25 protein-coding genes are annotated in these 26,076 nt (G+C 49.3%); 18 read left to right on the top strand and 7 right to left on the bottom strand.

What is annotated here, in order from left to right; translation table 11 throughout:
- Nucleotides 1–32 precede the first annotated feature (32 nt).
- The 10 genes from pheA (at nt 33) to EH243_RS13900 (ending at nt 9,852) form a co-directional block, all read left to right on the top strand.
- Nucleotides 33–1,133, top strand: a complete 1,101-nt coding sequence (gene pheA, locus EH243_RS13855; RefSeq protein WP_126159272.1) for a prephenate dehydratase — start codon at nt 33–35, stop codon at nt 1,131–1,133.
- A 15-nt stretch (nt 1,134–1,148) separates the two neighbouring features.
- Nucleotides 1,149–2,267 carry a histidinol-phosphate transaminase gene (gene hisC / locus EH243_RS13860; RefSeq protein ID WP_126159273.1) on the top strand — a complete coding sequence of 373 codons (1,119 nt, stop codon included), beginning with the start codon at nt 1,149–1,151 and terminating at the stop codon, nt 2,265–2,267.
- Between the two features lie 3 nt (nt 2,268–2,270).
- Nucleotides 2,271–4,484 carry a bifunctional prephenate dehydrogenase/3-phosphoshikimate 1-carboxyvinyltransferase gene (locus EH243_RS13865; protein ID WP_126159274.1) on the top strand — a complete coding sequence of 738 codons (2,214 nt, stop codon included), beginning with the start codon at nt 2,271–2,273 and terminating at the stop codon, nt 4,482–4,484.
- A 1-nt stretch (nt 4,485) separates the two neighbouring features.
- A complete protein-coding gene (gene cmk, locus EH243_RS13870) occupies nt 4,486–5,169 on the top strand; it encodes a (d)CMP kinase (protein WP_126159275.1) in 684 nt (227 codons plus the stop codon).
- Between the two features lie 26 nt (nt 5,170–5,195).
- Complete coding sequence (gene rpsA, locus EH243_RS13875) at nt 5,196–6,881, top strand: 30S ribosomal protein S1 (RefSeq protein ID WP_126159276.1); 1,686 nt, start codon at nt 5,196–5,198, stop codon at nt 6,879–6,881.
- Nucleotides 6,882–6,940: 59 nt separating this feature from the next.
- Entirely contained in the window at nt 6,941–7,240 is a 300-nt protein-coding gene (gene ihfB / locus EH243_RS13880) for an integration host factor subunit beta (protein ID WP_126159277.1), read from the top strand.
- 27 nt (nt 7,241–7,267) lie between these two features.
- Nucleotides 7,268–7,573: a LapA family protein gene (locus EH243_RS13885; protein WP_126159278.1), complete on the top strand. Its 306-nt coding sequence runs from the start codon at nt 7,268–7,270 to the stop codon at nt 7,571–7,573.
- A gap of 1 nt (nt 7,574) precedes the next feature.
- Complete coding sequence (gene lapB / locus EH243_RS13890; protein WP_126159279.1) at nt 7,575–8,747, top strand: lipopolysaccharide assembly protein LapB; 1,173 nt, start codon at nt 7,575–7,577, stop codon at nt 8,745–8,747.
- A gap of 32 nt (nt 8,748–8,779) precedes the next feature.
- Nucleotides 8,780–9,487, top strand: coding sequence for an orotidine-5'-phosphate decarboxylase (gene pyrF, locus EH243_RS13895; protein WP_126159280.1), 708 nt, complete (start codon nt 8,780–8,782; stop codon nt 9,485–9,487).
- A gap of 83 nt (nt 9,488–9,570) precedes the next feature.
- A complete protein-coding gene (locus EH243_RS13900) occupies nt 9,571–9,852 on the top strand; it encodes a ComEA family DNA-binding protein (RefSeq protein ID WP_126159281.1) in 282 nt (93 codons plus the stop codon).
- 93 nt (nt 9,853–9,945) lie between these two features.
- Here the strand turns inward: EH243_RS13900 and EH243_RS13905 are convergent, their stop codons facing one another.
- From EH243_RS13905 to typA, 4 genes are all read right to left on the bottom strand, one after another.
- A complete protein-coding gene (locus tag EH243_RS13905; RefSeq protein WP_420897539.1) occupies nt 9,946–10,875 on the bottom strand; it encodes an AEC family transporter in 930 nt (309 codons plus the stop codon).
- On the bottom strand, nt 10,841–11,278 hold the full coding sequence (dtd, locus tag EH243_RS13910) for a D-aminoacyl-tRNA deacylase (RefSeq protein WP_126159283.1): 438 nt from the start codon (nt 11,276–11,278) through the stop codon (nt 10,841–10,843). The genes EH243_RS13905 and dtd overlap by 35 nt, the downstream gene beginning before the upstream one ends.
- A gap of 28 nt (nt 11,279–11,306) precedes the next feature.
- A complete protein-coding gene (pip, locus tag EH243_RS13915; RefSeq protein WP_126159284.1) occupies nt 11,307–12,257 on the bottom strand; it encodes a prolyl aminopeptidase in 951 nt (316 codons plus the stop codon).
- Nucleotides 12,258–12,358: 101 nt separating this feature from the next.
- Entirely contained in the window at nt 12,359–14,176 is a 1,818-nt protein-coding gene (gene typA, locus EH243_RS13920) for a translational GTPase TypA (RefSeq protein ID WP_126159285.1), read from the bottom strand.
- 440 nt (nt 14,177–14,616) lie between these two features.
- On the opposite strand from typA, the gene glnA reads away from it, so the two are divergent.
- The 4 genes from glnA to trmL all read left to right on the top strand — a co-directional run bounded on the left by glnA (nt 14,617) and on the right by trmL (nt 19,293).
- On the top strand, nt 14,617–16,020 hold the full coding sequence (gene glnA / locus EH243_RS13925) for a glutamate--ammonia ligase (protein WP_126159286.1): 1,404 nt from the start codon (nt 14,617–14,619) through the stop codon (nt 16,018–16,020).
- A gap of 265 nt (nt 16,021–16,285) precedes the next feature.
- Complete coding sequence (gene glnL, locus EH243_RS13930; protein WP_126159287.1) at nt 16,286–17,350, top strand: nitrogen regulation protein NR(II); 1,065 nt, start codon at nt 16,286–16,288, stop codon at nt 17,348–17,350.
- The gene (glnG, locus tag EH243_RS13935) at nt 17,350–18,774 is read left to right on the top strand and encodes a nitrogen regulation protein NR(I) (protein ID WP_126159299.1); all 1,425 of its coding nucleotides are present in this window, start codon (nt 17,350–17,352) and stop codon (nt 18,772–18,774) included. The genes glnL and glnG overlap by 1 nt, the downstream gene beginning before the upstream one ends.
- A gap of 54 nt (nt 18,775–18,828) precedes the next feature.
- Entirely contained in the window at nt 18,829–19,293 is a 465-nt protein-coding gene (trmL, locus tag EH243_RS13940) for a tRNA (uridine(34)/cytosine(34)/5-carboxymethylaminomethyluridine(34)-2'-O)-methyltransferase TrmL (protein WP_126159288.1), read from the top strand.
- A gap of 86 nt (nt 19,294–19,379) precedes the next feature.
- Here trmL and secB read toward each other — a convergent pair whose 3' ends face one another.
- The 3 genes from secB to EH243_RS13955 are packed head-to-tail and all read right to left on the bottom strand — an operon-like array spanning nt 19,380 to nt 20,556.
- Nucleotides 19,380–19,862, bottom strand: coding sequence for a protein-export chaperone SecB (gene secB / locus EH243_RS13945; RefSeq protein WP_126159289.1), 483 nt, complete (start codon nt 19,860–19,862; stop codon nt 19,380–19,382).
- 23 nt (nt 19,863–19,885) lie between these two features.
- Nucleotides 19,886–20,140 carry a glutaredoxin 3 gene (grxC, locus tag EH243_RS13950; protein WP_126159290.1) on the bottom strand — a complete coding sequence of 85 codons (255 nt, stop codon included), beginning with the start codon at nt 20,138–20,140 and terminating at the stop codon, nt 19,886–19,888.
- Between the two features lie 2 nt (nt 20,141–20,142).
- Nucleotides 20,143–20,556, bottom strand: coding sequence for a rhodanese-like domain-containing protein (locus EH243_RS13955; protein WP_126159291.1), 414 nt, complete (start codon nt 20,554–20,556; stop codon nt 20,143–20,145).
- 327 nt (nt 20,557–20,883) lie between these two features.
- On the opposite strand from EH243_RS13955, the gene gpmI reads away from it, so the two are divergent.
- From gpmI to EH243_RS13975, 4 genes are read left to right on the top strand one after another with little or no spacing between them, the layout of a single operon-like run.
- Complete coding sequence (gpmI, locus tag EH243_RS13960) at nt 20,884–22,434, top strand: 2,3-bisphosphoglycerate-independent phosphoglycerate mutase (protein WP_126159292.1); 1,551 nt, start codon at nt 20,884–20,886, stop codon at nt 22,432–22,434.
- 35 nt (nt 22,435–22,469) lie between these two features.
- A complete protein-coding gene (locus EH243_RS13965) occupies nt 22,470–23,612 on the top strand; it encodes a murein hydrolase activator EnvC family protein (RefSeq protein WP_126159293.1) in 1,143 nt (380 codons plus the stop codon).
- A 54-nt stretch (nt 23,613–23,666) separates the two neighbouring features.
- Nucleotides 23,667–25,016: a S41 family peptidase gene (locus EH243_RS13970; protein ID WP_126159294.1), complete on the top strand. Its 1,350-nt coding sequence runs from the start codon at nt 23,667–23,669 to the stop codon at nt 25,014–25,016.
- Nucleotides 25,013–25,843, top strand: a complete 831-nt coding sequence (locus tag EH243_RS13975) for a divergent polysaccharide deacetylase family protein (RefSeq protein WP_126159295.1) — start codon at nt 25,013–25,015, stop codon at nt 25,841–25,843. The genes EH243_RS13970 and EH243_RS13975 overlap by 4 nt, the downstream gene beginning before the upstream one ends.
- The last annotated feature ends 233 nt before the right edge of the window (nt 25,844–26,076 follow it).

Consider the following 26,076-nt stretch of genomic DNA (forward strand, 5'->3'; position numbering starts at 1 on the left):
GGTATGAAAGGGGGTTGTAGAGGGCAGTAATCATGAGTGATCAGGAAAAAGAACTTAAACTGCTGCGTGATCAGATTGACTCAATCGATCGGCAGATTCACGGGCTGCTGAACGACCGTGCCCGCTGTGCCCAGCATGTTGCGGAGGTGAAAGAGAAGTATCAGGGCTCTAAGGATGCGGTGTTTTATCGTCCGGAACGTGAAGCTCAGGTACTGCGACGGGTGATGGAGCGCAACGAAGGTCCTTTGGCGGATCATGAAGTGGCGCGGCTGTTTCGTGAAGTGATGTCCGTGTGTCTGGCGTTGGAAAAACCGATGCATGTTGCCTTTCTGGGGCCTGAAGGAAACTTCACCCAGCAGGCCGCGAGTAAGCATTTTGGTCACTCTGCCCACTGCATTCCTTTTAACAGTGGTGATGAGGTTTTCCGCGAAGTGGAGTCCGGCGGTGCGCATTACGGTGTCGTACCTATCGAGAACTCATCCGAGGGCGTTGTCAGTCATACGCTCGATCTGTTTAAGCGCTTTAACCTGACGATCTGCGGTGAGGTGGAACTACGTATCCATCACCATGTGCTGCGTGCCGATGACCTTGGTCTTGATCAAATTACCCGTATTTACCTACCTCAGCAGACGCTATCACAGTGTCGCAGTTGGCTAGATAGTCACTTTTTATCAGCCGAACGCATCCTTGTGAATAGCAATGCTGAAGCGGCGCGCATGGCGATCAAGCAGGGTGCTGGCGCTGTGGCGATCGCTAGTGAACTGGTAGCCGATCTGTATCAACTCAATGTTGTCGCTCGAAATATCGATGACCAATCCGATAACAGTACCCGTTATCTGATTATTGGTGATCAAGAGGTGGGTGAAAGTGGTCAGGATAAAACCTCTATTCTGGTCACGGTTCGTGACAAATCGGGCGCACTCTATGAATTACTAGAACATTTTCACAAACATAAGATCAGCCTGACAGGCATTGAAACCCGGCCGGCAAACTCCGAAAACTCACATTCAGCTTTTTATATTGATTTTGAGGGGCATGCGGCGAATAAGCATATTCAGAAGGTACTGCAGGAACTGCAGTCTGAGACTGTTGAGCTTAAGTTATTGGGTTCATACCCGGTTGCGGTACTCTGATCTGGAGCAAATTTCATGACATGTGATTTCTATCAACTGGCAACACCAGGGGTTCAGGGGCTTCACCCTTACCAACCAGGCAAGCCGGTGGAAGAGTTAGAACGAGAGCTGGGCATTAGTAACAGTATTAAACTGGCCAGTAATGAAAATCCTCATGGACCTAGTGAGATGGCGATAGCTGCGGTGCAGGCGTCGCTGCTTGAGAGTTGTCGTTATCCGGATGCGAGTGGCTTTAAGCTGAAGCAGGAGTTATCGACGCGTTACGGTTTTCATCCCGATACGATCACCTTGGGTAATGGCTCTAACGATGTGTTGGATATTATCGGGCACGCTTTTTTGCTGCCGGGTGATGAGGTTATCTATTCGCAACACGCGTTTATTGTGTACCAGTTAGTGGCGCAATCAACGAGCGCTACCGCGGTGGTTACGCCAGCGAAAACTTGGGGCCATGATCTTGATGCGATGGCGGCGGCCGTCACCGATAAAACGCGAATTATCTTTTTGGCAAACCCGAATAACCCGACCGGTACCTGGTTTGCGGGTGATGCGCTACGGGCCTTTATGGCCAAAATCCCTGAACATGTGATTGTGGTACTCGATGAGGCCTATGCTGAATATGTTGCTGAGCCCGACTATCTGTCGGGGCTAGAGCTGCAGAGTGAATATGCGAACTTAATTATCACGCGGACTTTCTCTAAGGCTTATGGTTTGGCTGGACTGCGAATAGGTTATGGGGTGGCTGATGCCGCTATTACTGATCTATTGAACCGTGTGCGTCAGCCTTTCAATGTCAACATTCCTGCATTAGAAGCGGCGGTGGCGGTACTGAGTGATACGGAATATCTACAGCACTGTGTCGAACTCAACCATGCGGGTATGGCGCAGTTAGAAAAGGGCTGTGAGCAGTTGGGCGTGAGTTGGATACCTTCTGTGGGTAACTTTATCACCGTCGATTGCGGCCGTGATGCCGGGCCGGTGTATGCTGCGCTATTAAAAGAAGGGGTGATTGTCAGACCCGTCGCTAATTATGGGATGCCTAACCACCTACGGGTGACGGTTGGACTGCCCGAAGAGAATCATCGCTTTTTAGCGGCCTTTAAACAGGTGCTGCAAAATAGCGAAAAGGATGAATAGATCGTGAGATGTTTGACTGAAAGAGTTTTAGTCATTGGTTTGGGTTTGATTGGTGGTTCTTTGGCGAGTGCTTTACGTGCCCATCGATTATGTCACACCGTGGTGGGATATGACCGCGACCCTGAAGAGTTAGCAACGGGGTTGCGCCTCGGCGTGATCGATGAAGCCGCCGATAATATGTTGGCTGAAGCTGCTATTGCTGATGTCATTGTGTTAGCGGTGCCGGTTAAAGCGATCGAAGCAGTACTCGCAGAACTGAAGCCTGTGTTGCGGCCAGAAACCATTCTGACCGATGTTGGCAGTGTGAAGGGTAATGTGGTCAAGGCGGCTGAAAGGTTGTTTGGCGAAGTGCCAGCACGCTTTATTCCAGGGCATCCAATTGCCGGTTCTGAAAAAAGCGGTATCACCGCGGCGGATGCAACATTATTTGAACATCACAAGGTTATTCTCACGCCACTGCCGCAAAGTGATCGCGAGGCGCTGACGCTCATTGCGAGAATGTGGCAGGCGGTGGGGGCTGAAGTGTTGCAAATGGATGTCGCACGCCACGATGAAGTATTGGCGGCAACCAGCCACCTGCCTCATTTATTGGCCTTTTCACTGGTCGATACCTTGGCGCGGGAGCAGGATTGCACCGAGATTTTTCGTTATGCGGCCAGCGGCTTCAGGGACTTTACCCGTGTTGCAGCTAGTGACCCAACCATGTGGCACGATATCGGCCTAGCGAATAAAACGGCTATTTTACAGAAAATCGATGAATTCTCCGCCGGCGTTCAGCGGCTGAGAGACGCGATTGAAACAGAAGAAAGTCAGGCCATGCTGGGGATTTTTACCCGTGCTAAAGCGGCTCGAGAACATTTTTCTAGAATATTATCAGGTTCAGCCTACACTCAAAATATGAAAATAAAAGACGCAACATTTCATGCTCAACCCGGCGGTCAGGTGCAAGGCACGATCCGAGTGCCAGGTGACAAATCAATTTCTCACCGCTCTATTATGCTGGGCTCTCTAGCCGATGGCACCACCGAAGTGACCGGCTTTCTCGAAGGCGAAGATAGCCTTGCGACCTTGCAGGCGTTCCGAGATATGGGGGTAGTCATCGAGGGGCCTCATCAGGGCGCCGTGAAAATTTATGGTGTGGGTATTAATGGTCTGCGCCAGCCTCCCGGCCCTATCTATGTGGGTAACTCCGGCACCACGATTCGCTTGATGTCTGGGCTGTTGGCGGGTCAGGCATTTGATTCTGAGCTCAGTGGTGATGCTTCCCTGAGTAAGCGGCCGATGGAACGGGTTGCCAAGCCATTGAGGCTGATGGGTGCACAGGTGGATACCGGCGAGAACGGTTGTCCTCCGGTTAAAATTAAAGGTGGTCAGGCGCTTAAGGCGATCCACTATGAGATGCCGATGGCCAGTGCGCAGGTTAAATCCTGTGTCATGTTGGCGGGTCTGTATGCCGAAGGTGAAACGACGGTCACTGAGCCAGCGCCTACCCGCGATCACACCGAACGGATGCTGCGTGGGTTTGGTTATCAGGTGGATGTGAAGGGTAACAAGGTATCGCTATCCGGCGGTGGATCGTTGACAGCGACTAAGATCGATGTGCCAGCGGATATCTCTTCGGCCACCTTCTTTATGGTAGCCGCGGCGATCTGTCCTGACTCCGATATTACCCTCGAACATGTGGGTATCAACCCAACCCGAGTCGGTGTGATCAATATTCTGCGGGCGATGGGTAGTGATCTCGAGCTACTGAACGAACGTGAAGTGGGTGGCGAGCCCGTTGCTGATATCCGTATTCGCTATGCGCCTCTTAAAGGTATCCATATACCGGAAGATCAGGTGCCGCTGGCGATTGATGAATTCCCAGCACTCTTTATTGCGGCTGTCTGCGCTGAAGGTGAAACCGTCCTGACGGGTGCTGAAGAGTTGCGAGTGAAAGAGAGCGACCGTATTCAGGCGATGGTTGATGGCCTGAAAATACTGGGCGCTGATATCGAAGGCACACCGGATGGCGCTATTATTCGGGGTAGCGAAATGGGTGGCGGCGTCATAGAAAGCCATGATGACCACCGTATTGCGATGTCATTTACCATCGCGTCCCTGCGAGCCAAAGGGAATATTGAAATTCGTGAATGCGCTAATGTGGCCACATCATTTCCCAACTTTGTTGAGTTAGCTCAACAGGTCGGTATCAGGGTTCGTAAACAGGAGAAGTAACATGGGAAATTTCCCAGTGATTACAGTTGATGGCCCGAGCGGATCGGGTAAAGGAACAATCTGTAGTCTTTTGGCCCGGGAGTTGGGTTGGAACCTGCTTGATAGTGGTGCGCTATATCGTTTAGTCGGCCTCGCCGCGAGACATCATGGTGTTGTCTTAGATGATGAAGATGCGTTGGTGGTGTTAGCCGCGCATTTGGATGTACAGTTTGAAACATCCGCCACGCAGAATGAAGTGACGATTATTTTGGAAGGCGAAGAGGTCACGCAGACGATCCGTACCGAAGAGTGTGGTGCGGATGCATCGGTGATTGCGGCAATTGGTTCTGTTAGGGAAGCATTGTTAGAGCGTCAACGGGCCTTTGTTTCAGAGCCCGGGTTGATTGCCGATGGACGTGATATGGGAACGGTCGTGTTTCCGCAGGCGCCGCTAAAAGTCTATTTAACAGCCAGTGCTGAAGAGCGCGCAAACCGCCGATATAACCAGTTGATAAATAAGGGGGTGGGTGCTAGTCTTCAGACAATATTAGCAGATATTCAGGTAAGAGATGCGCGCGATATGAACCGCGCGGTAGCACCTCTTAAGCCTGCTGACGATGCAATTACATTGGATACAACTCAGTTGAGTATTGAGGCGGTTTTGGCTGCTGTATTAGATCAGGCAAGACATAAAGGGCTGCGTTAACGGCAAAAATATGAGGTTTGGCCGGTATGAATGAGAGTTTTGCTGAGCTATTTGAGGAGAGTTTAACCGAGCTGGATATGCAACCTGGCTCGATTGTCAGCGCGACGGTGGTCGCGGTTGATGGTGACTTTGTGGTCGTCAACGCGGGCTTGAAATCGGAAGGGAATATCCCTCGGAACGAGTTCCTAGATGATAACGGCAAGCTGACGGTTGCGGTTGGCGATGAAGTCAAAGTGGCCCTCGTGTCTCTAGAAGATGGTTCCGGTGAAACCTTGCTCTCCCGTGAAAAGGCGAAGCGAGCCGAGTCTTGGGGTGTGCTTGAACAAGCCCTCGAAAATGATGAAATTGTTACCGGTCGCATTACCGGTAAGGTGCGCGGTGGATTAACCGTTGACCTGAATACCATAAGTGCTTTTCTGCCTGGCTCGTTGGTTGATATTCGCCCTCTGCGTGACACCTCTCATTTAGAAAATACAGAACTCGAATTCAAACTGGTTAAGTTAGATGCCAAAAGCAACAATGTTGTGGTGTCTCGTCGGGCGGTACTCGAAACCGCTTACAATGAACAACGCGACCAATTGTTGGCTACCCTGAATGAAGGGATGACGGTCAAGGGTGTGGTTAAAAACCTAACCGACTACGGTGCTTTTATCGATCTAGGTGGTGTCGACGGTCTGCTTCATATTACGGATATTGCTTGGAAACGAGTTAAACATCCAAGTGAACTGCTTAGTATCGGTGATGAAATCGATGTTAAGGTGCTGCGGTATGATCGAGAGAAGGGACGAGTCTCCCTCGGAATGAAACAGCTAACCGCTGACCCTTGGGATGAATTCAAAGCAGCCTACCCAGTGGGCAGCAAGGTTAACGTCACGGTTACCAATATTGCCGATTACGGTTGTTTTGCCGAGATAAAACCGGGCATTGAGGGCTTAGTGCATGTGTCTGAGATGGATTGGACGGGTAAGAATATTCATCCATCTAAGGTTGTGCAGCTAGGCGAGCAGATTGAGGTCATGATCCTCGATATTAATGATCAGCGCCGGCGTATCTCCTTAGGCATTAAGCAGTGCCAAGCGAACCCTTGGGATAGCTTTGCGGCTACTCATCCACCGGGATCACAGGTTTCTGGGGTGATTAAATCAATCACCGATTTCGGTCTGTTTATGGGGCTTGATGGTGGTATCGATGGATTAGTTCATCTGTCTGACCTATCTTGGGATCACCCAGGCGCCGAAGCGGTTAAGGCTTATAAAAAAGGCGATACGATCAGCGCTGTTGTATTATCGGTTGAGGCTGAGCGTGGACGAGTTTCATTGGGGATAAAACAGCTATCGGATGATCCTTTTACGGTATTTACGGCAGCTAATCCAAAAGGTACGGTAGTTCAGGGAAAGATTAGTCAGGTTGAGTCGAAACAGTTGTTGATTCAGCTGGCGGAAGGTGTCGAAGGGTTTGTTAAGGCGCAGGAAGCCTCGTTTGAGCGGATAGACGATTTGAGTCAGCAGTTCACTGCGGGAACGACATTAGACGTACTGATTGTGAAAATTGACCGACGTACAGGTACCATTGCTTTATCTGTCAAGCAGCTTGAAAAACAACAGGAAAACCAGGCTCTGGATGCAATTAGGCATCAACCGCTGGATTCTGAAGGGCCATCAACCATTGGTGATCTTATCAGGGCGCAGTTGGAAAAGAATAGTAACGGATAAACATAATGTCTGATGAGCGGTTTGATGAAACATCAGGCCGGTAATATCAGGGGGTGAGCATGACTAAGTCTGAACTGATCGAGCGTTTGATTGACCAGAATGAACAGCTTTCTATTAAAGATGTGGAGCTGGCCGTTAAAACTATGCTGGACCATATGACGGAGTCTTTGTCTCAAGGTGATCGTATCGAGATCAGAGGCTTTGGTAGTTTTAGCCTTCATTTTCGAGAGCCGAGAGTGGGGCGTAATCCAAAAACGGGTGATTCGGTTTCGTTGGATGCTAAATATGTACCGCACTTTAAACCAGGCAAAGAGCTGCGAGAGCAGGTCAACGATAGTTTAAAAAATGAAAGATCTTAAAGGATTTAATGACAGTAGGGGTAAAAAATGCGTTGGTTAAAAATGTTACTGGTACTGGCGCTATGTCTTGTATTTCTATTTTGTGGCTGGACCTTTGCCACACTGAATACAGAGCTGGTGTCGATTAATCTGTTTTTCTTTACACTGCCAGAAGCGAGTTTGTCGTTATGGTTGATGGCGAGTTTTGTAGTGGGCGGTATCGCGGGCGTTGTGATCAGCAGTATTTTTGTGATGGTGCTGAAGCTTAAACTTCAATCTGCTCGACGTAAAATTAGCTCAGCCGATAAGGAGCTGGATCAGCTACGCACAGCGGCCATGAAACGCGCTACCTAAAATGAATGAATATCTGTTTATTATTCCGTTATTTATTGCGGTAGCAATGGGTTGGCTGCTGGGTCGGCGTCAGAATAATAAACAGCCTGTTCAAAATACGCTGCAACTGGAATATTTTCGCGGTTTAGATTTTCTATTGAGTGAAAAAACGGATGAAGCGATCGATAGCTTTATTCGGGCGCTCGAAATTAACTCCGACACGATTCCTGCCCACATCGCCCTCGCGAAACTCTTTCGTAAGAAAGGCGATGTAGAGCGTGCTATCCAGATTCATCAGAGCTTATTAGCTCGTTCAGATCTCTCCCATGATGATTTTATGCGTATCCAGATGGCTTTGGCACTGGATTACTACGCGGTGGGTTTGCTGGATCGGGCCGAAAACTTGCTGCTAGAGATTAGATCCCAGCGCCCTGCTGCCGAAGTGCTTGAAAGCGCGGCGGCACTGTTAATCAAGCTCTACGCCAAAGAGAAAGAGTGGGGGCAGGCGCTCGAGGTTGCACAGCAACTCAGTGCGCATGAGTTGCAGGGGCTCGAAGTTGAATTGAGTCATTACTGCTGTGAATTAGCCGAGCGCTATATGGCGCAACAGCGTTACCGTCATGCAATCAGTAAGCTCAATAAGGCGCTAAGCTTTGATTATCGTTGTATTCGTGCGAACTTGTTATTAGCCGATATAGCGATAAAACAGGAAGAGTGGAAAAAGGCGATAGCAGCTTTAAAGCAGATCGCGGGTCAAGATAGTGTGTTTTTATCTGAAACCATTTTCCGTTTGCGACATTGCTACCGAGCGTTGAATCAGCCCGCTGAATTTGAACGCCTAATGAAGCAGTGGCTCAATAAATATCCATCAACGAGCATTATGTTGGCGCTCGCGGATATTATTGTCGAGCAGCAAGGGGCTTATCCCGCGGGTGCCTTTATTACGGATCAGCTGAAAAAACGTCCGTCGCTGAAAGGGTTTAACCAACTGATCGACCTGTATATTGCCCATGCGGCGAAGGGAACGAATGAAAGCTTGATGGTGTTACGCGGTTTGACAGGGCAATTGGAACTGAGCAAGCCGGTGTATCACTGTCAACAATGCGGCTTTACCGGTAAATTATTGCATTGGCAATGTCCGTCCTGTCAGAACTGGGGGACGACTAAACCGATCCATGGGCTCGAAGGCGAATAGTCCGGATCATAATCTGTATGAGATGTAAGTAAATGAATGATGCTAAACGGGTTATCGTTGCGTTGGATTATCCGGATATGCTGTCAGCCTTGAAGATGGCCGATCAGTTAGATCCTCAAAAATGTCGCGTCAAAGTAGGTAAAGAGCTATTTACCCGGGCGGGACCTGCGGTGGTTGAGTCGCTTCATGGTAAAGGTTTTGAAGTATTTCTGGATCTAAAATTTCATGATATCCCCAATACCACCGCCAAGGCTGTTCGTGCTGCTGCCGAGATGGGGGTGTGGATGGTGAATGTTCACGCATCGGGTGGTCGGCGCATGATGGAAGCGGCGCGTAATGAATTGGATCAGGTGAGTGGTGCTAAGACTCTGTTGATTGCGGTGACAGTGTTGACCAGTATGGAGCGTCAAGACCTTGCGGATATCGGGCTGGATATTGAGCCGTTAGAGCAAGTGAAGAGACTCGCCTTACTGACTCAGCAGAGTGGGTTGGATGGCATCGTCTGTTCTGCTCAAGAGGTCACTCCTTTACGTGAGATGCTCCATTCCGACTTTCAATTGGTTACGCCAGGGATTCGCCCAGCAGATGCTGCAACGGGTGATCAGAAACGTATTATGACGCCAGGCGAGGCAATCACTGCAGGGAGTACTCATCTCGTGATTGGACGCCCGATCACACAGTCAGAAACCCCCGTTGTGGCACTGGAACGGATACAGCAAGAGATTCTTGCGGCACGGTAGTTGTCACCTTTCAGTTTTATGCTATTACTTAAAAAACCGGCTAATACCGGTTTTTTTTGTTTAGCAAACAGAAGGAAATGACTATGAAATGGAGTTCATACTTAAAATCGTTGTTACTGCTTGTGTGTCTGAGTTTTCCATTGGGGGCGTTGGCCGAGCCGATGGTGAATATCAATACCGCCTCTGCCGATCAGCTTGTCGAAGTATTGCGCGGGGTTGGGCCAGCCAAGGCTAAGGCTATTATTGAATACCGAGAAACGAATGGTCCGTTTAAAACCATTGATGAACTGACCAACGTAAAGGGTATCGGTAATGCTACCGTGGCGAAAAATATGCAGAGTATCGCCGTAGAGGATCCGCAGTAAGATTTTAACCCTCATAGTTGTGGGCTTTAGGGGTATTAGATATGCCTAAGGCTGTCGAGTTGTGTGCTAAAGGCTACCTTCCGGTAGCCTTTTTTATAACACGAATACTAGAGTAGCGGGAATGAATAGCAAAGCGCCCATGTTCCCCAGCAGCACAATAGAGGCGACCTGCTTAGGCTCCTGATTGTACTGTTCCGCCACGATGTAGTTGAGCACCGCAGGCGGTAAGGCTCCGAAGATTATCAGATACACAAACTGCTCAGCATCGAGATGTAGCAGCTGTTGCACCGCGTAGGCGATCAGGATGCCTGCGAGCGGACTGAGCACCGCGCCAGTCACGCCGATTCGCCAAGCACTAAAGTCGACCGTGATCAGTCGAACGCCGAGGGTGAATAGCAGCAGCGGAATCGATATCTGGCCGAGCATATCGAGGCTTGTGGCTATCGATGCGGGCATCGGTAAACTCAGGCTACTCCATGCAAGACCAGCGATGGTGGCGATGATGATCGGCATCCGCAGCAGTCGCCAAGGGTTAGTGCGGTGATCCATCATGTAGATGCCCACAGTGAAATGTAGCGTCATTTCAACAATAAACAGCATAATCGCAGCGGGTAGTGCTTGTTCGCCAAACGCGAGAATGATCAGCGGGAGACCTAAATTGCCGCTGTTGCTAAACATCATCGGCGGTAGGAAGGTTTTTGGCTGCACTTTAAGTATTTTGCATAGCGGCCAGAGTAACAAGCCCGACCCTAGAATAACGAGCGCTGCGCCAATGGCGAGCCCTTGGTATTTGACTAGATCGAAGGATTTGTCTGACAGCACAAAAAATACCAGTGCTGGCACAAAGATATCCATATTGAGCTGGTTTGCCAGCGTCATATCGGGCTTTTTATAACGGCCATAAAGGTAGCCGCCCAGCACGATGGCGAAGAGAGGGAATACCGTTAGGAAGATACGTTCAGCCAAGGCGAAGGCGGTATCCATCTCGTTATACTTCCAGCAGAAAGGTGACTGGGCCATCATTGATTAGGCTGACCTGCATATTAGCCCCAAAAACGCCGGTAGCAACATCAGGATGCAGGGCGCGGGCCTGTTGTACAAAATAATCATAAAGCGCTTCCCCCTGTTGCGGGGTTGCCCCTTTAGAGAAACCTGGCCGCAGACCTTTGGCGGTGTCAGCGACGAGGGTGAACTGAGAGACGATCAGTAGTCCTCCTTCATGCTGTTGCAGGTTAAGGTTCATTTTGCCATCCGCGTCGCTGAACATTCGGTAATGCAGAATTTTCTGCAACAGTTTATCGGCACAGGCTTCGTCATCGTTTTTTTCAACCCCTAACAATACCAATGTGCCGCCGCCAATCTCCCCATGGCGTTCGCCGGCAATATCAACCGAGGCGGAGCTGACCCGCTGAATAAGTGCTTTCAACTGTATTCCTTATTATTATGACTGACGACTAGGCTTTTGAGAGTGAAAACTGTTTCGTCGCTTTGATCAGGTTATCGGTGATACCCGGCTCAAACGCGCTGTGCCCCGCATCTCTAACGATGTGGAGTTCTGCTTGAGGTAGCGCCTGTTGCAAGGCAAAAGCTTGCTCAATTGGGCATACCATATCATAACGGCCATGTACGATGACGGTCGGGATATGTTGAATCTTATGGGCATCGCGGATGATCTGATTGGTGTCGATAAAGGCCTTGTTGATAAAGTAGTGGGCTTCTATTCGAGCCATCGCCAGAGCAATATGGGGAGCACCAAAATGATCGACGACATCGTTGTTCGGATTCAGTGTTGAACAGCGGCCTTCCCAAATAGACCAAGCCTTGGCGGCAGACATTCGGGCAATATCGTTATCCGATGTCAGGCGTTGATAGTAAGCCTGCAACATATCGCCACGTTCCTGCGCGGGAATAACTTTTTGATATTCCTGCCAGTAGTCGGGGAATATAGCGCTGGCGCCTTCTTGATAGAACCAATGAATATCCCGTTCACGGCAGAGAAAGATACCCCGTAGAATCATGCCGGATACCCGTTCAGGAAAGCTTTCGGCGTAGAGTAAGCTTAGGGTTGAACCCCAAGAGCCGCCAAACAGTAGCCACTGATCGATATTAAGATATTCACGAATCTTTTCGATATCACCGATGAGCTGTTGCGTATTGTTGTCTGTGAGTTCGGCATGGGGTGTCGATTGTCCACAACCACGCTGGTCGAACAGAATAATACGGTATTTTTCAGGATCAAAGAATTTTCGATGAGTGCCGCTGGTGCCGCCACCGGGTCCGCCATGTATAAACAGAACAGGTATGCCTTGGGCGTTGCCACTCTCTTCAACATAGAGTGTATGCAGATCATCAACAGCCAGTTGGTGCTGTTTGTAGGGATTGATATCAGGAAAGAGGATGTTCATCTTAGGTGCGTCCTTGTGAGCTGACAGACACCAAGATTATAGCTCGGAACAGTGGCCACTGTCCGAGCTATTTACGTGCAGAAGTAATTAAACGAGGGTGTTTATTTACCTGAACGAGAGTAGCGTTTCCGCTCGTTTTCAGTCAGCAACTTCTTACGGATGCGGATAGAAACTGGAGTTACTTCGACTAGCTCATCATCTTCGATGAAATCCAGCGCTTGTTCCAGCGTAAAGCGAACCGGCGGAGTCAACTGAATGTTTTCGTCAGTACCGGAAGCACGTACGTTGGTTAGTTGCTTACCTTTGATTGGGTTTACCGCAAGGTCGTTGCTACGGCTGTGAATACCCAGAATCATACCTTCATAAACTTCGATATTGGGTTCAACGCACAGGCGGCCACGTTCTTGCAAGTTCCAGAGTGAGTAACCCAGTGCTTTACCAGTTACCATTGATACCAGCACACCGTTGTTACGGCTGATCACTTCACCCTCTTTAACTTCACCGTAGTGGTCAAAGACAGAAGTCATGATACCGGTACCGGATGTCATGGTCAGGAACTGTGAACGGAAACCGATCAGTCCACGAGATGGGATAAGGAACGTCAGACGTACACGGCCTTTGCCGTCTACTTCCATATTGTTCATATCGCCACGGCGCTTGCCTAGTTCTTCAATGATGTTACCTTGATGCTGTTCTTCAACATCGATCATCACGGTTTCGAAAGGCTCGTGGGTTTTACCGTCAACTTCTTTCTGAATTACTTCAGGACGGGACACACCCAGCTCGAAGCCTTCACGACGCATGGATTCGATCAGTACGGACAGGTGTAACTCACCACGGCCAGAAACTTTGAACTTCTCAGGAGAGTCGCCCTGTTCAACGCGCAGTGCAACGTTGTGAATCAGTTCGCGATCCAGACGATCTTTGATGTTACGGCTAGTGACGTATTTACCATCTTTACCGGCAAAAGGAGAATCGTTTACCTGGAAAGTCATGGAAACGGTTGGCTCATCGACAGACAGTGGCGGTAGCGCTTCAACCGTCGCTGGATCACATAGCGTATCGGAGATGTTAAGTGCATCAATACCGGTGATACAGATAATATCGCCCGCTTGAGCTGTTTCAACTTCAACACGATCTAGGCCAAGGTAGCCCATGATCTTCTGAACTTTACCGTTACGGACATTGCCGTCGCGGTCGATGATTTTAACCATTTGGTTCAGTTTAACCGAACCGCGGCTCACACGGCCTACACCGATAACGCCAACATAGCTGTTGTAATCCAATGCAGAGATCTGCATCTGGAATGGACCGTCGGTATCAACCTGTGGTGGATTAACGTGTTCAATGATCGCTTCAAATAGCGGAGTCATATCATCGGCTAATGCATCAGGCTCTTTACCCGCAACACCATTCAGTGCAGAAGCATAGATGATAGGGAAGTCTAGCTGTTCGTCGGTTGCACCGAGGCTGTCAAACAGGTCAAACACCTGATCGATAACGTAGTCTGGGCGTGAACCCGGACGGTCAACCTTGTTAACAACAACGATAGGACGCAAGCCTTGTTCGAAGGCTTTTTGTGTCACGAAACGTGTTTGAGGCATTGGGCCATCAACCGCATCAACCAAGAGGCATACGCAATCAACCATTGACAGAACCCGTTCTACTTCGCCACCAAAGTCGGCGTGTCCGGGGGTGTCTACGATGTTGATGTGGTAATCATTCCACTCGATGGCAGTGTTCTTAGCCAGAATGGTGATACCGCGTTCTTTCTCTTGATCATTGGAGTCCATGATCCGTTCAGTGCCTTCGTCGCGACGTCCCAGCGTACCGGACTGAGAAAGCAGTTTATCAACCAGAGTGGTTTTACCATGGTCAACGTGGGCAATAATTGCGATGTTTCTTAATTTTTCGATCACGTCTGGGAACCTGTGCAGACAAATTTTAGAAGCGCACATTATACATGAGTTATCAGGTCGCTGCGTCTTTCTTATGTAGAGAATAGTAAAAATAGTTTTTTTTCCGGTTTGGCGATCTCTTTTAGAGGATAAGTCTTATGGGTTAGCGTATTATGAAGGCACCTTTTTGAGGCAGTAAGAATCGAGGTAAATCGGGAAAATATAGCCTGCACTCTTTTGGTTCGATATCTAGTTTTCGTGCTCTGTTTTGGTTCGCTAATTAGGATGGATATTGTATCAAATTCGACCAAAGCCGCTGTTTATCGCGTGTTTTCGGTGCTTATATTGACTGGCATACCTCTTGCTGCTTAAAAGCGTAATAAGCCTAACTGATTGGACTGTGAACGAGTCTTTTGTAATTGGTTAGGGGTCTGGCAATATAATCGAGTGGAGAAAGTCAAATGTCAGAGACTCTGAATCTGATCAAAGAACATGATGTTAAGTGGGTCGACATGCGTTTTACCGACACGCACGGTAAAGAGCAGCACGTTACGATTCCAGTAACCGAAATTAATGAAGACTTCTTCGAAGAAGGCAAAATGTTTGATGGTTCGTCCATCGGCGGCTGGAAAGGGATTAATGAGTCTGACATGATTCTGCAGCCAGACGATTCTGCTTCTGTGATGGATCCGTTTGCTGAAGACTCTACCATTATTGTTCGTTGTAATATCGTAGAGCCTACAACGGGTCAGGGTTATGAGCGTGATCCACGTTCTGTTGCTAAGCGTGCTGAAGCTTACCTGAAATCTACCGGTATTGCGGATACCGCTATCTTTGGTCCAGAACCAGAATTCTTCGTGTTTGATGAAGTTAAATGGCACGCTGATATCAGTGGTTGCGGCTACTCAATCGGTTCTGAAGAAGCATCTTGGTCAACTAACAGCAACTTCGAAGGTGGTAACACCGGTCACCGTCCACGGGTAAAAGGGGGTTACTTCCCAGTACCGCCGGTTGATTCCCTGCATGATCTGCGTGCCGCTATGTGTGATGCGATGACGGCGATGGGATTGACCATCGAAGTACATCACCACGAAGTAGCAACCGCTGGCCAATGTGAAATCGGTGTAGGTCCTAACACTTTGACAGCTAAGGCTGATGAAGTGCAGATTCTGAAATACTGCGTACATAATGTTGCACATGCCTACGGCAAAACAGCAACCTTTATGCCTAAGCCTCTGGTAGGTGATAACGGTTCTGGTATGCATGTTCACCAATCACTGTCTAAAGATGGCGTTAACATCTTCCACGGCGATGCTTATGCGGGCATGAGCGAAACAGCTCTGTTCTACATTGGGGGTATTATCAAGCATGCGAAAGCGCTGAACGCTCTGACCAACGCATCTACCAATGCTTACAAGCGTTTGGTTCCTGGTTTTGAAGCGCCTGTTATGTTGGCATACTCTGCCCGTAACCGTTCTGCTTCTATCCGTATTCCATACGTAACGAACCCTAAAGCTTATCGCATCGAGACTCGTTTCCCTGATCCATCAGCGAACCCATATCTGTGCTTTGCTTCATTGATGATGGCCGGTCTTGACGGTATCAAAAACAAGATCCACCCTGGCGATCCTGCTGATAAAGATCTATATGACCTGCCTGCTGAAGAAGCACTGGCTATTCCAACGGTTGCAGCTTCTTTTGAAGAAGCGTTGGCCGCTTTGGATCAGGACCGTGAGTTCTTGACTGCCGGTGGTGTATTCACTGACGACATGATCGATGCTTATATCGCTCTGAAAACTGAAGAGTGTCAGAAAATAAGCCAGACCACTCACCCTGTTGAGTTTGATCTGTACTACTCAGTTTAATTCCTTGCGAATCGACTGATAATAAGGCCTCCGATCTGGAGGCTTTTTTTTGGCTTTGATTTTATGTGCACCGATTTGGTGCGTTTCGTGCTATGCTTATCATTAGCCTAAAGCGGTTGTGGGGCTTGAATGGCTGTGATTCCCCGAATCTGTGCTTATTTTTATTTATGCACTGAGTTGGTTTACTTTTTGCAGATATCTTTATCACCGTCGTATTCGTTTAGTTAAACGGAATAATGGCAAGATGAGAGGCATGACATCGAAGATGAATTCACCTGATTTACATAAACATATTTTAGATAGCCTGACGACGGCGACGGTGTTGGTCGATGATCAGTTGCAGTTGGTCTACATGAATCCGTCTGCTGAGATGTTGCTTGAATCCAGTGCTCGTCGTCTGCGTCAATTACCTTTTCATGATTGGTTTCTTGTTGATGATGATCAGAACGCACTCGCAGCGGCACTTGAGATGGGTCATCCCTTTACTAAGCGCGAAGCCAAGTTAGTTACGTTGGCCGGTCATGAGATCACCATCGATTACAGTGTTAATCCTATGCCGCAGCAGTATGGCCGATTGGTGTTGATTGAACTGACGCCACGGGATCGGTTAATTCGGATTTCGCGGGAAGAGGAGCTGTTGAGTAATCATGAAACGATCATCTCCTTGGTTAAAGGGCTTGCCCATGAGATTAAAAACCCATTAGGTGGCTTGCGTGGTGCAGCGCAGTTGCTTGAGCGAGAGCTGCCGGATGAGGGCTTGCATGATTATACCCGCGTGATTATTGACGAGGCCGATCGCTTAAGAAACCTCGTTGATCGAATGTTAGGCCCCCATAAAATGCCACGGATGGAAGAGGTTAATATCCATTCCATATTGGAACATGTGAGTAGTTTGGTCGGGGCTGAAGTAGGCAACGAGGTGTCGATTCAAAAAGATTATGATCCTAGTTTGCCCGAGTTTATGGGGGATCGTGAGCAACTGATACAAGCGGTGCTGAACATCGTTAGAAATGGCATGCAGGCATTACAGGAATCGGCGACTGAGCAGCCGAAAATTATATTGCGTACCCGCGTTATTCGTAATTTGACCTTAGGTGCCGAGATGCACCGGTTAGTGTGTTGTGTCGAGATAACGGATAACGGTCCGGGCATACCTAAAGCGCTGCGCCAGAAAATTTTCTATCCGATGGTGAGTGGCCGTGCCGTGGGTACTGGGCTGGGGCTTTCCATCGCGCAATCTGTATTAGCAAAACACCGGGGGCTGATTGAGTGTCGCAGCGTTCCGGGAGAAACCTGTTTTCAACTATTAATACCACTGGAGCAACAATGATGACTAAGGCAGCATCTGTCTGGATTGTAGATGATGATCGTTCAATTCGTTGGGTAATGGACAAGGCCCTCTCCAGTGAAGGGGTTAGGGTAACACTGTTTGAGAGCGGCGATAGTATGCTGCAACAACTGCAGCGTGAGTCGCCTGACGTTGTGGTTAGTGATATTCGGATGCCCGGTATCAATGGCCTAGAGCTGTTGGAACGCGTCAACGAAGAACATCCTGAATTACCCATTATTATTATGACGGCGCATTCCGATCTGGATAGTGCCGTGGCGTCTTATAAAGGGGGGGCCTTTGAGTACCTGCCTAAGCCGTTTGATATTGATGAAGCGGCAGCGCTCGTTATGCGGGCGGTAGAGCACGCGCGGGAACAGCAACAGCAGCGGGGCGAAGAGCCTGAACCGCAGACTGAAATTATCGGCGAAGCACCGGCCATGCAGGAGGTATTTCGGGCGATTGGGCGGTTGTCTCAATCGAATATCACCGTGATGATCAATGGTGAATCGGGTACCGGTAAAGAGTTGGTGGCGAATGCCTTGCATCAGCATAGCCCACGTGCGGCGAAGTCGTTCATTCCTTTGAATATGGCGGCTATTCCCAAAGATCTAATAGAATCTGAACTCTTTGGTCATGAGAAAGGCGCCTTTACCGGTGCTGCTTCAGCCCGTCCTGGGCGTTTTGAGCAGGCGGACGGCGGCACCTTGTTTCTCGATGAGATCGGGGATATGCCCGCCGACACTCAAACGCGCTTGTTGCGAGTGCTCGCCGAAGGTGAGTTCTATCGGGTGGGAGGGCATACTTCGGTGAAGGTGGATGTGCGTATTATTGCGGCGACCCATCAAGACCTTGAGCGGTTGGTGCAGGAAGGGCGTTTCCGTGAGGATCTATTTCACCGTCTGAATGTTATCCGTATTCATATTCCTAAGCTGGCAGAGCGGCGGGAAGATATCCCCCGTTTGACGCGGCATTTCTTGCAAAGCTCTGCGGAAGAGTTGAGTGTTGAATCCAAACTGTTACATCCCGATACCGAGGTGTTTTTGAGTACCTTGCCTTGGCCGGGTAATGTACGTCAGTTAGAAAACACCTGTCGCTGGTTGACGGTGATGGCGTCTGGGCGCGAAGTCTTGGTCGGTGATCTGCCCCCTGAGCTGCTGGAGCAGACCGGTGATGAGCAGGTTGTTACCTCTAATTGGGAAAAAGCCCTGCGCAATTGGGCTGAAAAACAGTTACAGCAAGGCTCAACATCTATTTTGGACACGGCGGTGCCGGCGTTTGAGAAAATCATGATTGAAGCGGCCTTGAAGCAAACGGCGGGGCGCCGTCGTGATGCCTCGTTGTTGCTGGGTTGGGGGCGCAATACCCTGACGCGGAAGATTAAAGAGTTAGGTATGGATGATGTGCCTGAAACAATAGAGGAATAATATTCGCGCTGTTTCGGCTATAATCCCTGCCTCATTGTGAGTCAGGGATTTTTTATGCTTCATGTTGTGCTTTACCAGCCGGAAATACCGCCCAATACCGGTAATATTATCCGTTTGTGCGCGAATACCGGATTTAAGTTGCACCTGATTGAGCCGTTAGGCTTTGATTTTGATGATAAAAAGTTGCGTCGTGCAGGGCTTGATTATCATGAGTTTGCTCAGGTGGGGCGTTATCCCGACTTGCAGAGCTGTTTGGATGAGTTGTCGACGGGCACTATCTGGGCGCTCACCACGAAAGGGAGTCATCCCTATACCGGTGCGCATTTTGCTGCGGGAGATGTGTTGTTGTTTGGCCCAGAAACTCGAGGCTTGCCGGCCGAGGTGCTGGATAGTTTACCGCCTGAACAGCGGTTACGTTTACCGATGAAAGCCGAGAGTCGTAGTCTGAATCTATCGAATACCGTCGCGGTGGTCGTTTATGAGGCTTGGCGACAGCTGGACTTTTCCGAAGGCGCTTAAACTGTTTTAACAGTATTAGGGCACAAAAAAACCGGACATATATCCGGTTTTTTTACGCCTAAGCCGTGAGCTTGGCGAGCACAGTATTAGTGCTGTGGTGCTTCTTCGCTAGCTGCTTGAGCTTGCTGTTGCATCTGTTGTGCATACAGTGCATCAAAATTGACCGGAGATAGCATCAATGCTGGGAAGCTGCCTTTGTTAACCATATTATCAATCGCTTCACGCGCATATGGAAACAGAATGCTTGGGCAGAATGCGCCTAGTGTGTGATGCAGTTCTGCATCGGCAAGGCCTGTAATTGTAAAGATACCTGCTTGCTGTACTTCGACCAGAAAGGCGGTGTCTTCATCATTCTTAGCGGTAACTGTCAGGGTCAGAACAACCTCAAATACACCTTCGTCCAGTGTTGCCGTTGCTGAATTCATATCCAGATTGATTTCAGGCTTCCACTGTTGAGTGAATACTTTAGGTGAATTAGGTGCTTCGAAAGATGCATCTTTCAGATAAACACGCTGAATTGCAAACTGAGGGTTTTGTTGTTCTTGTGTGCTCTGATCGTTCTCTGCCATGGTTTTATATCCTGATAATTGAATTAATCAGCGAGTAACTTTTCTAGCTTGCCTTTTTGTTCTAAGGCAAACAGATCGTCACATCCGCCGACATGGAGTTCGTTGATAAAAATCTGCGGCACTGAGGTTCGGCCGCTGCGTTTAATCATCTCTTGCCGCGCACCGGAGACCGCTTCAACATTGATCTCAGTGTAAGCCGCGCCTTTGCTATCGAGTAGCATCTTGGCTCTGCGGCAAAAGGGGCACCAGCTATTGCTGTATAGTGTTATTTTCGCCATGACTATTTAATAACCGGTAGACTTTGTGATTTCCATTCTGTCATGCCACCGGATAGGCGTACAACATTTTCAAAGCCGGCTGTTTTCAGCTTTTTGCTGACGGCACCGGCTGTCTGGCCGATATTGCAGACAACAATAATGGGTTTCTGCTTATGCTTCTCCAGCTCGGTCATACGTGTGTCGAGTTCTGTGACCGGAATATGAACGGCATCGGTGATATGGCCGGTGACAAACTCTTTCTTCGGTCTGATATCTAGAATAACGGCATTGTCTTTATTGATCAGGCGGGTTGCTTCATGGGTACCCACTGACTTGCCTGCTTTATTCTGTTCGGTCCACAGCAACATCGCCAGGGTTAAAGCCCAAGCCGCTACCAGCATAATATTATTGGTGATGAAATCGAGCAGTTGTTCCATTCTCTGTATCCGGCCAGTTTCGAAGAAGCTTAAATTTGCGCTCTTTATTTAGAGCTTTAAATCTAAGTTGATCGTAATGATAGTTTTTAAAGCGGGTAAGTATACCTTGCCAAAGCGCAACAGGTAACAGCCGCAGGGCGTAAATAGCGAGGAAAAAGGCTGAATGATCGAGATATCGGATATGACAGGTAATTTTCGGAACTTACTCGCGGCTTTGCGGGGAGTATTCGCCATTAGTGTCTTTTGTCAGTAAAATATCCGCCCACTGGGCTAGCTGTGTTTAACAGCTTCAAACTCTACAACAACTTCTGAGTGAAAAGAACGTCTATGACTGATCAGCGATCCCCTAAAGCGTTAATTATTCTCGATGGTTTCGGTGTGGAAGCCACCGACTCCAGTGCGATTACCGCCGCCTCTACCCCTACATGGGATCGGTTGATGGCAGAATCGCCACATAGTCGTATCGCCACCTCGGGCCTAGCCGTGGGTTTGCCGGAAGGACAGATGGGCAACTCTGAAGTGGGTCATATGAATATCGGTGCTGGCCGAGTGGTGTACCAAAACTTTACCCGCATCAATAAAGCGATCGAAGAGGGGACCTTTTATAACAATCAGGTACTCACCGGCGCTATCGATAAAGCTGTTGCGGCCAATGGTGCGGTACATATTACCGGTTTGTTATCCCCCGGCGGTGTGCACAGCCATGAACAGCATATATTTGCCCTATTAGAGATGGCAGTAAAGCGGGGCGCTAAAAAGGTGTTTTTGCACGGTATTTTGGATGGTCGTGATATGCCCCCTCGCAGTGCCGAAGACTCGATTAAAGCGGCTGAGGCGAAGTTTGCAGAACTGGGTACCGGCGCTATCGCCACAATCGTAGGCCGTTATTTTGCGATGGATCGGGATAATCGTTGGGACCGCGTGCAATTAGCCTATGATGCGATGACGACTGGACAGGCACCTTGTTATGAAACCTCAGCGTTAGAAGCGTTGCATCATGCCTATGAGCGCGACGAAAATGATGAATTTGTTCAGGCGACCACCATTATAGGTGAGGACGGGCAGCCAAAAGGCTTGATTCGAGATCATGATGCGGTGATCTGCGCTAACTTCCGCCCAGACCGTTCGCGGGAGATTACCCGTGCGTTTGTGGATGCGGCCTTTGATGGTTTTGTCCGCAGTGCGACACCTGCGTTGTCTGATTATGTGATGATGACGGAGTACGCGGCGGATATTCCAGCGAGCTGTGCTTACCCTCCGGTGAAGTTACTGAATAGCATCGGTGATTTTTTGTCCAAGCAGCATAAAACCCAGCTGCGGATTGCTGAAACGGAGAAGTACGCCCATGTCACCTTCTTCTTTAACGGAGGAGAAGAGCAGCCTTATGTGGGTGAAGAGCGCATTTTGGTGCCCTCTCCGGATGTGGCAACCTATGATTTAAAGCCGGAAATGAGTGCGCCAGAGGTCACCGATAAGCTGGTTGAGGCGATCGCGAGTGGTAAGTTTGATCTGATCGTCTGTAACTTTGCGAACCCTGATATGGTTGGCCATACTGGGAACTTTGCGGCGGCGGTAAAAGCGGTTGAGGTGGTGGATCAATGTATCAGCCGAGTGCTCGAAGCGATGCAAAAAGTGGCCGGAGAAACCTTGATCACGGCGGATCACGGGAACGTTGAGTTGATGGTTAATCCGAAAACGGGTCAAGCGCATACGGCACATACCCTGTGGCCGGTTGCGTTGGTTTATGATGGTCCGCGTAAATCACAGCTGCAGCTGCAAGATGGCGCACTCTGTGATTTGGCTCCCACCATTCTGGCACTGATGGGGCTAAAACAGCCTCCAGAGATGACCGGCCATTCGCTGGCTGAGATAAGCTGAGGATTTGGGCCGTTCTATGAACGGCCTGTTTGTATATGCTGACAAAACGATTAATCCTATGCGTGTTCGCTGGATTGTTATCCCTGACACCGCCGTTATTTGCGGCGCAGGAGAAAGCGACGGCGGCTGAAATAGCTTCGTTAAAGAAAACAATTGCCAAACTGAGTAAAAACCTCAGCACGCTGCAGGGAAAGCGTTCCTCTGCCCAACAAGCGCTGCGTCGTACCGATCAGAGTATCGGCGAGTTAACTCGGGAGGTTTTGCGTCTTAACTCACAGCTGCAAAGTGCGGAAGCTCGCCTGAAGACCCTAGAACAAGAGAAAAAGCCGTTACTGGCCTCACTGCAAAAGCAGGCTGTTGGACTAGAGAGACAACTGCGGCAGCAGTATAAAACCGGACAGCAACCCCGCTTACAACTGCTGTTGACGCAACGAGATCCGGAACAAATTTCGCGGATGTTGCACTATTATGATCGCATTAATCAGACACTGACCCAACGGCTCGAATCTTTCCGTGTGGGTCTGGTGCGTTTAGAGGATGCTGAAAAAGCCATTCGGGCAACACAGCAGGGGATTTTTGATCGTCGAGATCTGCTCAAAGCGCGTTCCGCCGATCTAGAGACTGTGCGTCAAGAGCGCCGAGTGGTGTTGAGTCAGTTAGATAAAAAATTCAGCAGTGACAGCCAAAAACTGAAAACGCTAAAAGGGAATCAGCAACGATTAGAAAAACTGTTGGCGCAGATTAGAGCTTCGATTGAAAAAATCGCTATTGGCAGTGATGAACGGGCCTTTCGTGAACTGAAAGGGCGCTTGCCTTGGCCAGCAAAGGGTAAGCTGGTACAGCGCTTTGGTAATACGCGGGATGGTATTCGTTATGAAGGTATTCTGCTGGCAGACAATAGTGGTCAGCCTGTGCGAGCGGTGCATCATGGGCGGGTGGTTTTCTCCGATTGGCTGCGTGGCTATGGCTTGCTGATCATCGTCGATCACGGGGCTGGCTATATGAGTCTTTACGGCCATAATGAATCATTGTTGAGTGATGTTGGTGAATGGGTCTCCGCTGGGGATCAGCTAGCGACCGTGGGTAGTAGTGGTGGTAACGGTGTGTCGGGGCTCTATTTTGCCGTACGCTATAAGGGAAATTCAGTCGATCCGCTTAAATGGCTGGCGAGAAGGTAGCAGTAGCGGTTATGCTGTTTTAATATTTTACAGATGTCTAAATAAGGATGAATCATGACGCTGAAGCAACAGCTATCCAGCCTGACTAAACCTCTGTTGCTGACCTGCCTGTTGAGCGGGGCAGCTGCACCTTTGTTGGCTGCGGATGTAACGCCTGACAGTGAGGCGATTAAAAGTATCCCGCTAGAAGAGATTCGTTTGTTTACTGAAGTCTTCGAACGTATTAAAAACTCTTATGTCGAGCCGGTTGACGACGCTAAGTTATTAGAAGATGCGGTACGCGGTATGCTGGCAGGGCTTGACCCTCACTCGGCTTATCTTGAAGCGGATGCCTTTTCTGATTTACAAAGTCATACCAGTGGCGAATTTGGCGGCTTAGGTATCGAAGTTGGCTTGGAAGATGGCTTTATTCGAGTGATCGCGCCGATTGATGACACTCCGGCACAGCGCGCTGGCGTCAAAGCCGGTGATCTTATCGTTAAGCTCGGTGATCAGCCGGTGCAAGGCATGGGGCTGACCGATGCGGTTAAGCTGATGCGTGGTAAGCCCGGTTCTGAGCTAGTATTGACAGTTATTAGAGAGGGTGAAGATAAACCACTTGAGATTGTTGTCGTCAGGGACATTATTCGTGTCGCCAGTGTGAAGCAGCGCTTACTAGGTGGCGGCGTCGGTTATCTACGTATCACTCAGTTTCAGGTGAATACCGGTAACGATCTTCAGTCAGCCATTGAAAAGCTCAAAGCACAAAGTGAATTGAGCGGTATTGTGCTGGATCTGCGTAACAACCCGGGCGGTGTACTACGGGCGGCGGTTGAGGTCTGTGATGCTTTTCTGGATCAAGGGCTGATTGTGTATACCGAAGGGCGCGTTGCTAACTCTGAATTGCGCTATAACGCAACACAGAGAACCCTCGTCGATAACGATGTACCGATCGTAGTGCTGATTAATCAGGGCTCTGCCTCGGCTTCAGAGATCGTTGCCGGTGCGCTTCAGGATCAGTCACGGGCGGTGATTATGGGGGTTGATAGCTTTGGTAAAGGGTCGGTGCAAACCATATTACCCCTGACCAAAGAGCGAGCATTAAAGCTCACGACGGCTCGTTACTTCACCCCTCTAGGTCGTTCTATTCAGGCGCAGGGCATTGTGCCGGATATCTATGTGGCGGAAGCGGATGTTAACCTCAAGGAGTCCGGTAACTTCATTAAAGAGAGAGATCTGAGCGGTCACCTCGAGAATGCCAAAGCGGAGATAGTCGATCCCTCTGAGCCGTTAGTGTCCATTGTTGAGAACGATTTCCAGCTTTATGAAGCACTCAACTTATTGAAAGGACTGGCGGTGGTGCGCTCTGGCGCGCAAACAGCGGATCGTAATCAACCTGACGCTGCGCAAACCGAGAATCAGTGATACGAACTATCTGGCGGCATAATGGGCTTGCTACATCTGTTGTAGCAAGCCTGTTTTGGTTGTCATTGGCACTGCCTGTTAACGCTGAGCAGGCGCCAGCTCGACTGATTATCATCATCGATGATATCGGTAATAACCTCGAAAAAGGGACCGCCGCGATTAATCTGCCCGGTCCCATCGCTTATTCTGTTTTACCTCACACGCCTCACAGTGTTGATCTCGCCGAACTGGCATTCCGCCGGGGAAAAGAGGTGATGTTGCATGCGCCGATGGCCAATGCTGCCCATTTACGCTTAGGGCCTGGCGCGCTCACGGATGATCTCAATCGATTACAACTGGAAAAAGTGCTGCGGGATGATATTGCCGCCGTACCCCATGTATCGGGTGTGAATAACCATATGGGCAGTCTACTCACCCAGCGGCGACAGAAGATGGATTGGGTCATGGGAGTGCTGGCAGAGGAAGGGTTATTCTTTCTCGATAGCCGTACCACCAGTGAGACGGTGGCTTGGAAGTCGGCTTATTCTCGAGGCATTCCTTGGCTCATGCGGGATGTGTTTCTCGATCATGAGCAGACTACCGCTTTTGTCGATAAACAGTTCCGTTATGGCATCAGGCTGGCGCAGGAGCAGGGTTTTGCGGTCTTGATCGGCCACCCTTATCCAGTGACCCTCCGTTATCTTGCGCAAGCTTTGCCGAATATCGGAGAACAGGGCATTCAGTTAGTGGCGCCGAGTGGCTTTTTGCTACAGCAAGCGGAAGCGCGACGGCTGGTGGAGGCTCAGCAGCGTGCGGATGTGCCTGTACCTGTACCAGCAAAGCTTTAGGGCGAATCAGACCTAAAAACCGTTATGAGAGGGCCTATCTGCGCCTTTTTTTTGTTTTTACCTGTTTATCTAAGCTTTATCGTCTCTATTTATCGCCCCTAGAAGGGGCTCCTTGTATGTTTAGTCTCAACGATTATTTATCATTGGTAATCGTTTCTGGGGAAGCCGCCCGCTCCTTGAAGCAGTTTTTCTGACTTCGTGTGTAGAGGGGCTCCCCACCTCATTGCTTAGTT

This window comes from Amphritea opalescens (assembly GCF_003957515.1).
Classification (GTDB): domain Bacteria; phylum Pseudomonadota; class Gammaproteobacteria; order Pseudomonadales; family Balneatricaceae; genus Amphritea; species Amphritea opalescens.

Excerpts from the sequence above, each read along its gene's own strand:
- pheA (WP_126159272.1), top strand. The coding sequence starts at position 33 with ATGAGTGATCAGGAAAAAGAACTTAAACTGCTGCGTGATCAGATTGAC.
- hisC (WP_126159273.1), top strand. The coding sequence starts at position 1,149 with ATGACATGTGATTTCTATCAACTGGCAACACCAGGGGTTCAGGGGCTT.
- cmk (WP_126159275.1), top strand. The coding sequence starts at position 4,486 with ATGGGAAATTTCCCAGTGATTACAGTTGATGGCCCGAGCGGATCGGGT.
- rpsA (WP_126159276.1), top strand. The coding sequence starts at position 5,196 with ATGAATGAGAGTTTTGCTGAGCTATTTGAGGAGAGTTTAACCGAGCTG.
- ihfB (WP_126159277.1), top strand. The coding sequence starts at position 6,941 with ATGACTAAGTCTGAACTGATCGAGCGTTTGATTGACCAGAATGAACAG.
- EH243_RS13885 (WP_126159278.1), top strand. The coding sequence starts at position 7,268 with ATGCGTTGGTTAAAAATGTTACTGGTACTGGCGCTATGTCTTGTATTT.
- lapB (WP_126159279.1), top strand. The coding sequence starts at position 7,575 with ATGAATGAATATCTGTTTATTATTCCGTTATTTATTGCGGTAGCAATG.
- pyrF (WP_126159280.1), top strand. The coding sequence starts at position 8,780 with ATGAATGATGCTAAACGGGTTATCGTTGCGTTGGATTATCCGGATATG.
- EH243_RS13900 (WP_126159281.1), top strand. The coding sequence starts at position 9,571 with ATGAAATGGAGTTCATACTTAAAATCGTTGTTACTGCTTGTGTGTCTG.
- EH243_RS13905 (WP_420897539.1), bottom strand. The coding sequence starts at position 10,875 with ATGATGGCCCAGTCACCTTTCTGCTGGAAGTATAACGAGATGGATACC.
- pip (WP_126159284.1), bottom strand. The coding sequence starts at position 12,257 with ATGAACATCCTCTTTCCTGATATCAATCCCTACAAACAGCACCAACTG.
- glnA (WP_126159286.1), top strand. The coding sequence starts at position 14,617 with ATGTCAGAGACTCTGAATCTGATCAAAGAACATGATGTTAAGTGGGTC.
- glnL (WP_126159287.1), top strand. The coding sequence starts at position 16,286 with ATGAATTCACCTGATTTACATAAACATATTTTAGATAGCCTGACGACG.
- glnG (WP_126159299.1), top strand. The coding sequence starts at position 17,350 with ATGACTAAGGCAGCATCTGTCTGGATTGTAGATGATGATCGTTCAATT.
- trmL (WP_126159288.1), top strand. The coding sequence starts at position 18,829 with ATGCTTCATGTTGTGCTTTACCAGCCGGAAATACCGCCCAATACCGGT.
- secB (WP_126159289.1), bottom strand. The coding sequence starts at position 19,862 with ATGGCAGAGAACGATCAGAGCACACAAGAACAACAAAACCCTCAGTTT.
- grxC (WP_126159290.1), bottom strand. The coding sequence starts at position 20,140 with ATGGCGAAAATAACACTATACAGCAATAGCTGGTGCCCCTTTTGCCGC.
- EH243_RS13955 (WP_126159291.1), bottom strand. The coding sequence starts at position 20,556 with ATGGAACAACTGCTCGATTTCATCACCAATAATATTATGCTGGTAGCG.
- gpmI (WP_126159292.1), top strand. The coding sequence starts at position 20,884 with ATGACTGATCAGCGATCCCCTAAAGCGTTAATTATTCTCGATGGTTTC.
- EH243_RS13965 (WP_126159293.1), top strand. The coding sequence starts at position 22,470 with ATGCTGACAAAACGATTAATCCTATGCGTGTTCGCTGGATTGTTATCC.
- EH243_RS13970 (WP_126159294.1), top strand. The coding sequence starts at position 23,667 with ATGACGCTGAAGCAACAGCTATCCAGCCTGACTAAACCTCTGTTGCTG.